General features: G+C 72.3%; 11 protein-coding genes. 3 read left to right on the plus strand and 8 right to left on the minus strand.

Annotated features, from left to right (window positions below; all coding sequences use genetic code 11):
• Window positions 1–32 precede the first annotated feature (32 nt).
• The 4 genes from AC0B9F_RS04610 to AC0B9F_RS04625 all read right to left on the minus strand — a co-directional run bounded on the left by AC0B9F_RS04610 (window position 33) and on the right by AC0B9F_RS04625 (window position 5,459).
• On the minus strand, window positions 33–950 hold the full coding sequence (locus AC0B9F_RS04610; RefSeq protein ID WP_471998742.1) for a serine hydrolase: 918 nt from the start codon (window positions 948–950) through the stop codon (window positions 33–35).
• Window positions 951–1,277: 327 nt separating this feature from the next.
• Window positions 1,278–2,963 (minus strand): thiamine pyrophosphate-binding protein, encoded by a 1,686-nt coding sequence (locus AC0B9F_RS04615; RefSeq protein ID WP_471998743.1) that lies wholly within the window; start codon window positions 2,961–2,963, stop codon window positions 1,278–1,280.
• A complete protein-coding gene (gene speB, locus AC0B9F_RS04620) occupies window positions 2,960–3,940 on the minus strand; it encodes an agmatinase (protein ID WP_363268861.1) in 981 nt (326 codons plus the stop codon). The genes AC0B9F_RS04615 and speB overlap by 4 nt, the downstream gene beginning before the upstream one ends.
• Window positions 3,941–3,998: 58 nt before the next feature.
• Complete coding sequence (locus tag AC0B9F_RS04625) at window positions 3,999–5,459, minus strand: sodium:solute symporter family protein (protein WP_471998744.1); 1,461 nt, start codon at window positions 5,457–5,459, stop codon at window positions 3,999–4,001.
• A gap of 185 nt (window positions 5,460–5,644) precedes the next feature.
• On the opposite strand from AC0B9F_RS04625, the gene AC0B9F_RS04630 reads away from it, so the two are divergent.
• Window positions 5,645–7,105 (plus strand): PucR family transcriptional regulator, encoded by a 1,461-nt coding sequence (locus tag AC0B9F_RS04630; protein WP_471998745.1) that lies wholly within the window; start codon window positions 5,645–5,647, stop codon window positions 7,103–7,105.
• An 82-nt stretch (window positions 7,106–7,187) separates the two neighbouring features.
• On the plus strand, window positions 7,188–7,976 hold the full coding sequence (locus tag AC0B9F_RS04635; protein WP_471998746.1) for a phosphatase: 789 nt from the start codon (window positions 7,188–7,190) through the stop codon (window positions 7,974–7,976).
• On the opposite strand, the gene AC0B9F_RS04640 is transcribed toward AC0B9F_RS04635, so the two are convergent.
• The 3 genes from AC0B9F_RS04640 to AC0B9F_RS04650 are packed head-to-tail and all read right to left on the minus strand — an operon-like array spanning window position 7,915 to window position 11,045.
• Window positions 7,915–8,952, minus strand: a complete 1,038-nt coding sequence (locus tag AC0B9F_RS04640) for a cation diffusion facilitator family transporter (protein WP_471998747.1) — start codon at window positions 8,950–8,952, stop codon at window positions 7,915–7,917. The genes AC0B9F_RS04635 and AC0B9F_RS04640 overlap by 62 nt on opposite strands.
• A gap of 26 nt (window positions 8,953–8,978) precedes the next feature.
• Window positions 8,979–9,851: an acyl-CoA thioesterase II gene (tesB, locus tag AC0B9F_RS04645; protein ID WP_471998748.1), complete on the minus strand. Its 873-nt coding sequence runs from the start codon at window positions 9,849–9,851 to the stop codon at window positions 8,979–8,981.
• 36 nt (window positions 9,852–9,887) lie between these two features.
• The gene (locus AC0B9F_RS04650) at window positions 9,888–11,045 is read right to left on the minus strand and encodes an acyl-CoA dehydrogenase family protein (protein WP_471998749.1); all 1,158 of its coding nucleotides are present in this window, start codon (window positions 11,043–11,045) and stop codon (window positions 9,888–9,890) included.
• Window positions 11,046–11,211: 166 nt separating this feature from the next.
• Here AC0B9F_RS04650 and AC0B9F_RS04655 point away from each other — a divergent pair, with 166 nt between their 5' ends.
• Window positions 11,212–11,637, plus strand: coding sequence for a DUF3592 domain-containing protein (locus tag AC0B9F_RS04655; RefSeq protein WP_471998750.1), 426 nt, complete (start codon window positions 11,212–11,214; stop codon window positions 11,635–11,637).
• 15 nt (window positions 11,638–11,652) lie between these two features.
• Here the strand turns inward: AC0B9F_RS04655 and AC0B9F_RS04660 are convergent, their stop codons facing one another.
• On the minus strand, window positions 11,653–12,033 hold the full coding sequence (locus tag AC0B9F_RS04660; RefSeq protein ID WP_471998751.1) for a hypothetical protein: 381 nt from the start codon (window positions 12,031–12,033) through the stop codon (window positions 11,653–11,655).
• Window positions 12,034–12,349: the final 316 nt, after the last annotated feature.

Here is a 12,349-nt window from a genome sequence, read left to right on the forward strand (position 1 = left end):
CGGTGACCGGCGTGCGGCGGCGTGACGGAACGTCAGCCCTGCGGCGGGACCGCGACGAACGCCTCGCTCGGCCGGCTGGTCGGCGTGTAGCGGGCGGTGGCGGCCGGTACCAGGTCCCGGTGGATGACCTTGGCGACGTTCTGGATGGTGGTGACGCCGTAGCTCATGGTGCTGTTGTCCTGCGTCAGCACCGTGATCGTGTAGTCGTGGCCGGCGCCGTTGAAGGTGCCGAGGCTGTGCACGCGCCAGCCGTGCGTGGCCCGCTGCAGCCAGCCGTTCTTGACGTGCACGGCGACGGAGGAGGGGGCGCCGGCGGGCGTGCCCCAGCGCTGCGAGGAGACGACCTGGCCCATCAGCTTCAGGATGTAGGCGCGGGAGTTGTCGCTGAGCACGGTGTTCTTCGCGGTGACGAGCTTCAGCAGCTTCTGCTCGTCGGTGACGTTGATCTGGGTCAGCCCCCAGTAGCCTCCGCTGCCCGGCGTCGTCCTCGTCATCCCGGCGGCGGCGAGGAAGCCCTTGATCTTCGTCGGGCCGAGCTGCTTCCACAGCGCGCTGGTGGCGTTGTTGTCCGACTGGGTGATCATGGCCTTGGTGAGGGACGCCTCACGGTCGGTCAGATACCGGTTGTGCTTCTTCGCGTCCCACAGCAGCGTGGCGAGGACGGTGACCTTGACGGTGCTCGCCGAGTCGAAGGCGCTGGTGGCGCGCAGTGTGCAGGTCGTGTTGGCCGTACGGTCGTAGAGGCCGAGCGCGACGGTGCCCTTGCGGCCGGCGAGCGCGCCCGTGATGTCCTTCTGCAGTTTGGCGGCGAGGCCAGCCTTGGCCGACGTGCAGCTGACGGCCGGTGTGGCGGCAGCGGCGGGCGTGACCGCGACCACGCCCGGAACGAGAACGCCCGCGCCGACGGCGGCGGCCAGCAGACGGGCGCGCCTTGATATCCCCTGAGTCATAACCTTGTTGACGCACGAGTTCGACCGAATGGTTGTACGGAACCGGGATCATTCCGCGCCCGTGCGTCACACCCGCCGGAAGCAGACCGTGCAGGCGATCCCGGGGAACTCCCGTGACCGCCACGTGGTCCAGCCGTACGTACCGCAGGAGAACGTGTCCTGGTACCGGGCGACGCGGCTGACCACGACCACGTCGGCCTGCCCGCAGGAGGCGGCCTGGAAGGTGGCACGCCCAGAACCCGGCGTACCGGGGGCCCGGCAGCCCGACGGAGCCCCGCAGTTGGGACGATCCCGGCGGCTGCGCGGGCTGCGACGGCGGGGCCGGGCTCAGCCCAGGTGGGTGGGGGCGAACATGCGCAGTACGGCGGGCAGGACGACCACCGAGGGGCCCGGCGTCGCGAGCGCCTTCGCCAGGTCGGCGTGAAGGGCCTCCGGGGTGGTGCGCACGCCCGGCACCCCGAAGGACTCCGCCAGTGCCACATAGTCCGGGCGGGTCAGCTCCGTCGCCGTGGCCTGGCCGAAGGCGTCCGTCATGTACTCGCGCAGGATGCCGTAGCCGCCGTCGTCGACGATCAGCCAGGTGACGTCCAGGTCGTACTGGCGGGCCGTGGCCAGCTCGGCGATGGAGTACAGCGCGCCGCCGTCGCCGGAGACCGCCAGCACCGGGCGGGTCGGGTCGGCCGCCGCCGCGCCGAGGGCGGCCGGGAAGCCGTAGCCGAGGCCGCCGGCGCCCTGCGCGGAGTGCATGGCGTTGGGGGCCTTGGCGTCGAAGGCGGACCACGCCCAGTAGGCGAGGATCGTCATGTCCCAGAAGGAGGGCGCGTCGGCCGGCAGCGCGCGGCGCACCGACGCGAGCACCTGCTGCTCCAGCGTGAGGTCCTGGGCGTCGATCCGCGCGTGGACCTTGGCGAGCAGGTCCCGGACGCGCTCGGGGGCCCCCGGGTCGGGGCGCTCGGTCACCGTCTCCAGGAGGGCCTGCAACGCCAGCCGTGCGTCGGCGTGAATGCCGAGGGCCGGGTGGTTGGACTCCAGCTTGCCGAGGTCGGCCTCGATCTGGATGACCCGGCCGCGGGGGGCGAAGGTGTGGTAGTTCGAGGAGAGTTCGCCGAGGCCCGAGCCGACGACGAGCAGGACGTCGGCGTCCTCGAGGAAGTCGGTGGTGTGCCGGTCCTCCAGCCAGGACTGGAGGGACAGCGGGTGCTCCCAGGGGAAGGCGCCCTTGCCGCCGAAGGTGGTCACGACCGGCGCCTGGAGCGTCTCGGCGAGTGCGAGCAGCTTGCCGGAGGCGTCCGCGCGGACCACTCCCCCGCCCGCGATGATCGCGGGGCGTTCGGCGCGGGACAGCAGGTCGGCGGCCACGGCGGTCAGTTCGGGGCGCGGGAGAAGCTCGTCCGGCGTGGCGTCCAGCGCCGTCACCACCGGCAGCCGGGTCTCGGCGAGCAGGACGTCCTGCGGGATCTCCACCCACACCGGGCCGTGCGGGGCGCTCAGCGCGGACTTCCAGGCCGCGGCGATCGCGGACGGGATCTGCGACTGGGTGCGGACGGTGTGCACGGACTTGACCACGCCGCGGAAGGAGGCGGCCTGGTCGGGCAGTTCGTGCAGATAGCCGTGGCGGCCGCCGCCGAGGCCGGCCGTCGGGATCTGGCTGCTGATGGCGAGGACGGGGGCCGAGGCGGCCGCGGCCTCCTGCAGCGCGGCCAGGGAGGTGAGGGCTCCCGGGCCGGTCGACAGCAGCAGCGGCGCCGCCTCGCCGGTGACCCGGCCGTAGGCGTCGGCGGCGAAGCCCGCGTTGTTCTCCACGCGCAGGCCCACATAGCGCAGGTCGGAGCGGCGCAGGGCGTCGAACATGCCGAGGGCGTGCTGGCCGGGCAGGCCGAAGACGGTCGTCGCGCCGAGCCCGGCCAGGGTCTCCACGACCAGGTCTCCGCCGTTGCGGCCGCCGGGAGGATTCAGCGCGGCCTCCGTCTGGGCGGCACTCGGACGGAGCTCCAGGTCGTGGTCGTGGGTCACTTGCCCTCGTTCTCCTTGCGCGCGGCCGCGATCTGGCGGCTCATGATGGTGGTCAGTTCGTACGCCGTGTGGGAGGCCGCCACCGAGGTGATCTCGGCGTGGTCGTAGGCGGGGGCCACCTCGACGACGTCCGCGGAGACCAGGTTGCAGGAGGCGAGGCCGCGCAGGATCTCCAGCAGCTCGCGGGAGGTCATGCCGCCCGCCTCGGGGGTGCCGGTGCCGGGGGCGTGGGCCGGGTCGAGGCAGTCGATGTCGATGGAGATGTACAGCGGGCGGTCGCCGATGCGCTGGCGCAGCTGGTCGGCGATCTCGTCGGCGCCGCGGCGGTAGACGTCCGCGGAGGTGACGATGCCGAAGCCCATCTTCTCGTCGTCGGTGAGGTCCTGCTTGCCGTACAGCGGGCCGCGGGTGCCGACGTGGGAGAGCGCCTCGGTGTCGAGGATGCCCTCCTCCACCGCGCGGCGGAACGGGGTGCCGTGGGTGTACTCGGCGCCGAAGTAGGTGTCCCAGGTGTCCAGGTGGGCGTCGAAGTGGAGCAGGGCGACGGGGCCGTGCTTCTTCGCCACCGAGCGCAGCAGCGGCAGCGCGATGGTGTGGTCGCCGCCGAGGGTCATCAGACGGGCGCCGGTGCCGAGGAGGTCGTCGGCGGCGGCCTCGATGGTGTCGACGGCCTCGTTGATGTTGAAGGGGTTCACCGCGATGTCGCCGCCGTCGGCCACCTGCGCGAGGGCGAACGGGGAGGCGTCCTGCGCCGGGTTGTAGGGGCGCAGCAGCCGGGACGCCTCACGGATGGCGTTGCCGCCGAAACGGGCGCCCGGCCGGTACGAGACGCCGGAGTCGAACGGCACGCCCACGACGGCGACATCGGCGCGGCCGACCTCGTCGAGACGGGGCAGCCGGGCGAAGGTCGCGGGGCCGGCGTACCGCGGGATGCGGGACGAGTCGACGGGGCCGCGGGGCGTCTCGTTGCTGCTCATGGTGAACTGCCTTCTTTCCTACGCTTCTTCGCGTATGTACTGCTTGGTCCCTGTGACTCTACTGGGGAGCCGGGACCGGTTCGGACACGGGTTCGGCGGTCTGGCCGGCCAGGCGGTCGCGCCAGGCCGACAGGACGGCCGCGTCGGTGGGCCTGGTCGTGAGGGAGACGACGACGTAGGCGGCGAGGGAGGCCAGCAGGCCGTAGTAGACGGGCTCGTTGGCGAGGATGCCGTAGCCGGCCATCAGGCCGATGACGGCGAGACCGCCGACGATCACGGCGGCGAGCGCGCCCTGCACGGTGCCGCGCTTCCACAGCAGACCGCCGAGGATCGGCACGAGCAGGCCGCCGACGAGCAGGTTGTACGCCACCGTCAGCGCCTCGACGACGTTGTTGAGCGCGATGGCCGTGCAGATCACGGCGATGCCCATGATCAGGATGAAGGCGCGGTTGCCCTTGACCTCGTCGTGCTCCTCGCCGCCGCGCTTGACGGCGCCGCGCAGCCGGGACCAGATGTCGTTGTTGGCGACGGTGGCGCAGGCGATCAGCGCGCCGGAGGAGGTCGACATCACGGCGGCGAGGGCGGCGGCCAGCACCAGGCCGCGCACGCCGATGGGGAGTTCGTCCTTGACGATGGTGGCGAAGGCGTCGTCGGGGCTGCCCAGCTTGGGGTACATGACCTTGGCGGCGGTGCCGATGACGGCGCCGGCGAGAGCGTAGACCAGGCAGTAGGTGCCGGCGACGGTGCCGCCGTACCGGGCGGTCCGGTCGCTGCGGGCGGTGAACACCCGCTGCCAGATGTCCTGGCCGATCAGCATGCCGAAGGTGTAGATCAGCACATAGGTGAAGATCGTCTCGCCGCCGATGCCCAGCGGGTCGAAGTACGAGGTCGGCAGCTTGGCCTTCATGCCGGAGAAGCCGCCCGCCTTGACCACCGCGATCGGCAGCAGCAGGAGCAGCACGCCGATGGTCTTGACGACGAACTGGACCATGTCCGTCAGGGTGATCGACCACATGCCGCCGAGGGTGGAGTAGGCGACGACGATCGCTCCGCCGAGGATGATCGCGACCGTGCGGTTCATGTCGAACAGGACGTCGAAGATCGTGGCGTAGGCGATGGTGGAGGTCACCGCGAGCATGAGGGTGTACGCCCACATGACCACGCCGGAGATGACGCCGGCCCGTCCGCCGTAGCGCAGGTCGAGCATCTCGGAGACGGTGTAGACCTTCAGCCGGGCGATGCGCGCCGAGAAGAAGACCGACAGGGCGAGCAGGCCGAGGCCGATGGTGAAGACCATCCAGGCGCCGGAGAGGCCGTACTGGTAGCCGAGGCCCACGCCGCCGATGGTGGAGGCGCCGCCGAGGACGATGGCCGCCATCGTGCCGGAGTACATCGCGGGCCCCAGGCGGCGGCCCGCCACCAGGAAGTCGCTCTTCGACTTGGCGCGGCGCATGCCCCACCAGCCCATGGCCAGCATGCCGGCCAAGTACAGGACGATGACTGTGTAGTCGACGGCCATGGGGCCTCCTTCCACCGTTCTCGGTGGCGTGTCGTGAAAGTGAGGGAAGAGTCGGCAGCGGTTCGCGGGGACATCCGCCCGTACCCGCGGCTGCCGGTTCCGGACTGACACTAGGTGGCCGAAAAGCGACTGCGAAGTGTACGTTTCCTCCATTCGTACGACCGCCGGGTGGATGGAGTGCACACATGCCGGAGCAGGCCGTACCTCCCACGCCCCCCGTTCCCCTCAGGTCGCTCCTGGCCCGTGAGGACCTCGCCCTGGTGCAGATCGCCGGGCCCCGCGATGCGGGTATCGCCATCCGCTGGGCGCACACCTCCGAGATGGCCGACCCCTACCCGTACCTGCTCGGCGGCGAGCTGCTGCTGACCGCGGGCGTGCACATCCCGCAGGCCGCCGGGACGGACGGGACCTTGGGGGCCTACTTCGACGACTACGTGTCCCGGATCGTCGCCGCGGGCGGCGCGGCCCTCGGCTTCGGGGTGGCGCCCGTGCACGACACCGTGCCGCGCGCGCTGGTGGAGGCGTGCGAGGCGCACGGGCTGCCGCTGCTGGAGGTCCCGCCGCAGACCACGTTCTCCGGTGTCGCCCGCGCGGTGTGGCAGCTCATGGCGCAGGCCCGCCTCGCGGAACTGCGCCGGGTGACCGAGGCCCAGCAGTCCCTGGCGGCCGCCGCGGGCCGCTCCGACCCGGTGCCCTCCGTGCTGCGCCAGCTCGCCCAGCGCGTGACGGGCCGGGCCGTGCTGTACGGCCCGGAGGGCGCCCGCATCGCCGAGGCGGGCCGGGAGCAGCCCGAGGAGGCCATGGGCGCGCTCACCCGGCTGGCCGCCGTGGTCACCCGCCGCTCCACCACCACCGCCACGGACACCGCCGCCGGCGTCCACCTCGCCGCCTACGCCCTGGGCGTCGGCCAGGGCTTCGCGCTCGGCGTCGCCGCCCCGCAGCGCGACCCCGCCGACCACACCATCGCCTCACTCGCCGCCGTCCTGCTCACCCTGCTCACCGGCGAGCACCAGAGCGGCACCGGCGCCGCCCGCTCCTCCGCGCTGGTCCGGCTGCTGCTCGGCGCGGCGCCCGAGGAGGTGGCCGCGCTGCTCGGCGCGGACAGCCGCATCGTCGTCCACGCCCTCCCCGACAGCCAGGCCCCGGACCCGGTGGCGGCCTCCGCGCTCGGCGCGGCCCTCGGCACCCCGCTGGTCGACCTGGCCGACGACGTCGTACGCCTGCTGGTGCCCGCCGGTCACGAGGTGCCGGAGCAGCCCGGCTGGACGCTCGGCATGAGCGCGCCCGCCGGCCCCGCCGACTGGGCGGCCGCCGACCGCCAGGCGGCCCGCGCGCTGGCCCGCGCCCGCGCCGGCCGCACCCCGCTGGCCCGGCACGACGACCGCCCCGCCCTGACCGACCTGCTGCCCGCCGAGGAGGCCGCCGCGCACGCCCGCGCCTTGCTCGCCCCGCTCACCCCCGCCCTCACCCAGACGCTGCGCACCTGGCTGTCCCTGCACGGCAGCTGGGACCGGACCGCCGTCGCCCTGTCCGTGCACCGCAACACCGTCCGCCAGCGCATCGGGCGCTGCGCGGCCCTGCTGGACGCCGACCTGGACGACGCGGACGTACGGATGGAGCTGTGGCTGGCGCTGAGGCAGCTGTGAGGCCGGCGCGGGCTACGTGACCCGTGTCCCAGCCGCCGGGACGCCGGCCGCGCGCACAGCGATCTGCCTCACAATGGTGACCATGCCGATACCCGGGACGCCCAGCCGCGCCGAACTCGTCGCCCACCTCGTCCGCACCCGCATCGCGGGCGACGTCGCCACGCCCCGCGAGAACAACCTCTCCCACTACCGGCAACTGGCGAACGGCAACCGTCTGTACTGGCTCGGCCTGGAACTCGGCGACCGCTGGAGCGACGAGCAGGACGTCCTCGCGGTGATGGCGGAACGGGCCGGCGTCAACGACGACCCCGAGTACCGCTACGGCCAGGACACCATCGACCCCGAGCTGACCGTCGACGCCCTGGAGCGGATGGCGGGGCGGCTGCGCAAGGCGGCCGACGGCTCCCAGCGGGTGCTGTTCGCCACCGGGCACCCCGGCGGCCTGCTCGACGTGCACCGCGCCACGGCCGCCGCGCTGCGCGCCGCCGGCTGCGAGATCGTCGTCATCCCCGAGGGGCTGAGCACCGAGGAGGGGTACGTCATGCAGTTCGCGGACGTGGCGGTGCTGGAGCACGGGGCGTCGCTGTGGCACACCCACTCCGGTGAGCCGATGCGGGCCATCCTCACCGGCCTGGAGCGCGAGGGCCGCCCGGTGCCCGACCTGGTCGTCGCCGACCACGGCTGGGCCGGGTACGCCGGCCAGCACGGCGTGGACAGCGTCGGCTACGCCGACTGCAACGACCCGGCGCTCTTCCTCGCCGAGGCCGAGGGCACCGTGCAGGTGACGGTGCCGCTCGACGACCACGTGGTCAGCCCGCGCCACTACGACCCGATGACGGCGTATCTGCTGGACCAGGCGGGTCTGGCGTGACCCGCTCGCCCGGAGCCGGCCTCCCGGGCGTCGGATCGAGGTAGACCCGCCCGATCGCGGGAAGCAGCTCCCGCAGCCGCCGTTCGGCCTGCTCGCAGGCCCGCTCGATCTGCGCGGCCGTGGACACGTCCCGGAAGTCGACCTTCGCCGCCACCAGGGCCTCCTGTGGCCCCTGCACCAGCGTCGTCAGCTCCAGTACGGCCTCGATCTCCTCCACGGCCAGCAGCTCGGCCCGGATCCGCTCCCGCACCGGCTTGGGCAGCGGGCGCCCGATCAGCAGCTCGGCGTTGGAGCGGCCCAGCACCCAGGCGACGTACAGCAGCAGCACGCCGATGCACAGCGACGCGAGCGCGTCCCACACGCCCGACCCGCTGAGCTGACCGCCGAGCAGCCCGCCGGCGGCCAGCACCAGGCCGATCAGCGCGGCGGAGTCCTCCAGCACGACCGCCTTCACGGCCGTGTCGGGCGTGCGCCGCAGGTAGTGCCGGAACGGCACGTCGAGCCGGGCCGCCTCCCCGCGCGCCTGCCGCACGCCCGTCCGCAGCGAGAAGCCCTCCAGCAGGAAGGCGACCACGAGGACGACGTACGACACGAGCGGGTCGCCCAGCTCCTCGCCCGCGAGCAGGGTGTGGACGCCGTCGTAGAGGGAGAAGACGGCGCCGCCGACGAAGGTGGCGACGGCGGCGAGCAGTGCCCAGATGTACCGCTCGGGCCCGTAGCCGAGGGGGTGTTCCTCGTCGGCGGGTTTCTCGCTGCGTTTGAGGGCGGTGAGCAGCAGCACCTCGGTGACCGTGTCGGCGACCGAGTGCGCGGCCTCGGACAGCATCGCGCTGGAGCCGCTGAGCACTCCGGCGACCGCCTTCGCCAGGGCGATCCCGAGATTGGCGAGGGCGGCGACGATCACGGTGCCCGTGGACTCGCCGCCGCCCTGCGCCGCCGACTGCTGCGCCTGGTGCGCCTGGTGTGCTGGGGCCATGCCCCTCAGTGTTCCCGGAAGAGCCTTCAGTGTTCCCGGGGAACGCGGACCACGCCCTCCTGGATCACCGAGATGGCCAGCCGCCCGTCCTGCGTGTAGATCCGCGCCTGACCGAGGCCCCGGCCGCCGGACGCCGACGGGGACTCCTGGTCGTACAGCAGCCACTCGTCGGCGCGGAAGGGCCGGTGGAACCACATGGCGTGGTCCAGCGACGCGCCGACCACGTCACCGACGGCCCAGCCGCCGCGGCCGTGCGCGAGCAGCACGGAGTCGAGGAGGGTCATGTCGGAGACGTAGGTGGCGAGGACGACGTGCAGCAGGGGGTCGTCGTCGAGCTTGCCGTTGGTGCGGAACCACACCTGGGAGTGCGGCTCGCGCGGCGCGCCGAAGCGGCCGTACGGCGGCTCGTCCACGTACCGCAGGTCGATCGCCTCGCGCGCTTCGAGGAACCGCTCGACGACCTCCGGGGCGAGGTGGTCGTATCCGCTGAGCCGCTCCTGCGAGGTGGGCAACGACGCCGGGTCCGGCGCGGGCGGCATCGGGGCCTGGTGGTCGAGGCCCTCCTCGTACGCCTGGAAGGAGGCGGACAGCGAGAAGATCGGCCGGCCGTGCTGGATCGCGACCACACGCCGGGTGGTGAAGGAGCGGCCGTCACGGATGCGCTCGACGTCGTAGACGATGGGCGCGCCCGGGTCGCCCATGCGCAGGAAGTACGCGTGGAGCGAGTGGGCGAGCCGGTCCGCGGGGACCGTCCGCCCGGCGGCGACCAGTGCCTGGGCCGCGACCTGCCCGCCGAAGACGCGGGGGACGACGGCGGAGCGGGACCGGCCGCGGAAGATGTTCTCCTCGATCTGCTCGAGGTCGAGCAGATCGAGGAGATCCTGGAGTGCCTGGCTCATGGGTAGTAGTTGTACCGGCCAGTGATTACCGGTGGCCTACAGACCCATGTCCTTCGCGATGATCGTCTTCATGATCTCGCTGGTGCCGCCGTAGATGCGGTTGACGCGGTTGTCCGCGTACAGGCGGGCGATCGGGTACTCGTTCATGTAGCCGTAGCCGCCGTGCAGCTGGAGGCAGCGGTCGATGACGCGGTGGGCGACCTCGGTGCAGAACAGCTTGGCGGAGGCGGCCTCGGCGGGCGTCAGCTCACCGGCGTCCAGCGCCTCGGTGGCGCGGTCGGCGACGGCCTCGGCGGCGTCGACCTCGGCCTGGCAGGCGGCCAGCTCGAACTTGGTGTTCTGGAAGTGGGCGACGGGCTTGCCGAAGACCGTGCGCTCCTGCACGTACTGCTTGGCGAACCGGACGGCGGCCTTGGCCTGCGCGTAGGCGCCGAAGGCGATGCCCCAGCGCTCGGAGGCGAGGTTGTGGCCGAGGTAGGAGAAGCCCTTGTTCTCCTCGCCGAGCAGGTCCTCGACGGGGACCTTGACGTCGACGAACGCCAGCTCGGCGGTGTCGGAGGTCTTCAGGCCGAGCTTGTCCAGCTTGCGCCCGATCGAGTAGCCCTCGGACTTGGTGTCCACGGCGAACAGCGAGATGCCGTGGCGGCGGTCCTCGGCGGTCGGCGCGGCGGTGCGGGCGCACACGATCACGCGGTCGGCGTGCACACCGCCGGTGATGAAGGTCTTGGCGCCGTTGAGGACGTAGTGCGTGCCGTCCTCGGAGAGCTTGGCGGTGGACTTCATGCCGGCCAGGTCCGAACCGGTGCCCGGCTCGGTCATGGCGATGGCCCACATCTCCTCGCCGCTGACGAACTTCGGCAGGTACCGCTTCTTCTGCTCGTCGGTGGCGAGCATCTTGATGTACGGCAGAGCGAGCAGCACGTGCACGCCCGAGCCGCCGAACTGGACGCCCGCGCGGGCGGTCTCCTCGTACATGACGGCTTCGAACTTGTGGGTGTCCAGGCCGGCGCCGCCGAACTCCTCCGGCACGCTGATGCCGAAGACGCCCAGCTCACCGAGCTTGTAGTAGAAGTCGCGCGGGGCCTGGCCGGCGGCGAACCACTCGTCGTAGACGGGGACGACCTCGGCCTCGATGAAGGCGCGGAGGGTCTCCCGGAACGCCTCGTGATCCTCGTTGAACACCGTACGGCGCACGGCCGCCACCTCCACGTACGTCGACTGTCTAAGCGCTTGCTCAGACTAACGGTACCGGCGAGTAGGGAGTCCGTCCAGAGACGGCCGGGGGTAACGCTGGTCACGCCCGACCGCGAGCGGCGCCCCGCACCGCAACCGGGACCCCCGCCCGCGCGTCGCACAGGGCATGCGACCCGAATGGCTCTTCTCGCTCATCCCGCTGACGGTCGGCGCGGGCTTCCTCGCCTTCGGCGTGTCCGGACGCCGCCGCGCGGAAGCACTGCGCCGCACCGGTGTGACCGCGCGGGGCCGGATCGTCCGCCACGACATCCGGCGAAGCGACGAAGGGCCCCGGTACCACCACCCCGTCGCGGCCTGGACGACCCAGGACGGCCGCGAGTGCACGCACGCGTCCAGGTTCGGCCGCGACAAGATCACCCCCCGCTTCGGCGTGGGCGCCCCGGTCGTGGTCCTCTACGACCCGGCAAAGCCCAGCCGCTTCATCATCCAGGGCTGGGACACCCCGGCGGTCGACAAAGTGTTCACGATAGTGGGGGCGGCGCTCACGGCCGGCACGGTTTTGGCGGTGCTCGTGCTGGCCATCACCCTCTGAGGGCGGTGAGGTGGGTCATGCTTCCTCGGGCCGCAACCGCAGCGAGGCTTCCCACTCGAGGTCCTGCCGGTAGACGACGGAGCCCTGGCGGTACCAGACCCGATACCCGGCGAGGTCGTCGTGCACGGGGGCGGTCACCTTGACGCGTGCCAGGACGTAGGCGTCGGCGCTGCTGTGCGCGGGCACGGTGATCGGCCGTGGGGCGTGGACCGGGGCGCCGGGCACGGTCCCCCCGAAGGTGGAGGCATCGGAGACGCCGAGGGTGTACCCGTCCAACTCCTGAAGAGTGACCACGCCGTACCGGACGACCCGAAGCCCCTGCGGCACCCGCAACCACTCGGTACGCAGCACGGTGAGCGGCTCCCCGGTGACGTTGGCCTGGAGGGGCAGGTTCACCCAGTACTCCCCACCGACCCGGGCATGCTCGAACCCGACCCGACCGCCCCCCGTCGCGTCGAGCCCCCGCCCCTGCGCCAAGCTGCGCGCCCGATCACCCCCAGCCGCGCCCGTCACCAACACCAACGCGGCAACCACGACCACCGCCCGCCGCATCCCCACACCCACGGCTCTGCCCCGCACACCGACCATGACGAATCCCCCCTGTTGATCATTACTGGGGAATGAGACCACGGGACCGACGCGCGGGGAAGCCTGCGGCACCACAGGCCACCACCCGCAGCCGCCAAGCCCACCCCGACCCTGCCCAAGAGGC

This window comes from Streptomyces sp. NPDC097129 (assembly GCF_055668065.1).

Coding starts and splice junctions, on each gene's coding strand:
- AC0B9F_RS04610 (WP_471998742.1), bottom strand. CDS start 950: ATGACTCAGGGGATATCAAGGCGCGCCCGTCTGCTGGCCGCCGCCGTC.
- speB (WP_363268861.1), bottom strand. CDS start 3,940: ATGAGCAGCAACGAGACGCCCCGCGGCCCCGTCGACTCGTCCCGCATC.
- AC0B9F_RS04625 (WP_471998744.1), bottom strand. CDS start 5,459: ATGGCCGTCGACTACACAGTCATCGTCCTGTACTTGGCCGGCATGCTG.
- AC0B9F_RS04630 (WP_471998745.1), top strand. CDS start 5,645: ATGCCGGAGCAGGCCGTACCTCCCACGCCCCCCGTTCCCCTCAGGTCG.
- AC0B9F_RS04635 (WP_471998746.1), top strand. CDS start 7,188: ATGCCGATACCCGGGACGCCCAGCCGCGCCGAACTCGTCGCCCACCTC.
- AC0B9F_RS04640 (WP_471998747.1), bottom strand. CDS start 8,952: ATGGCCCCAGCACACCAGGCGCACCAGGCGCAGCAGTCGGCGGCGCAG.
- tesB (WP_471998748.1), bottom strand. CDS start 9,851: ATGAGCCAGGCACTCCAGGATCTCCTCGATCTGCTCGACCTCGAGCAG.
- AC0B9F_RS04655 (WP_471998750.1), top strand. CDS start 11,212: ATGCGACCCGAATGGCTCTTCTCGCTCATCCCGCTGACGGTCGGCGCG.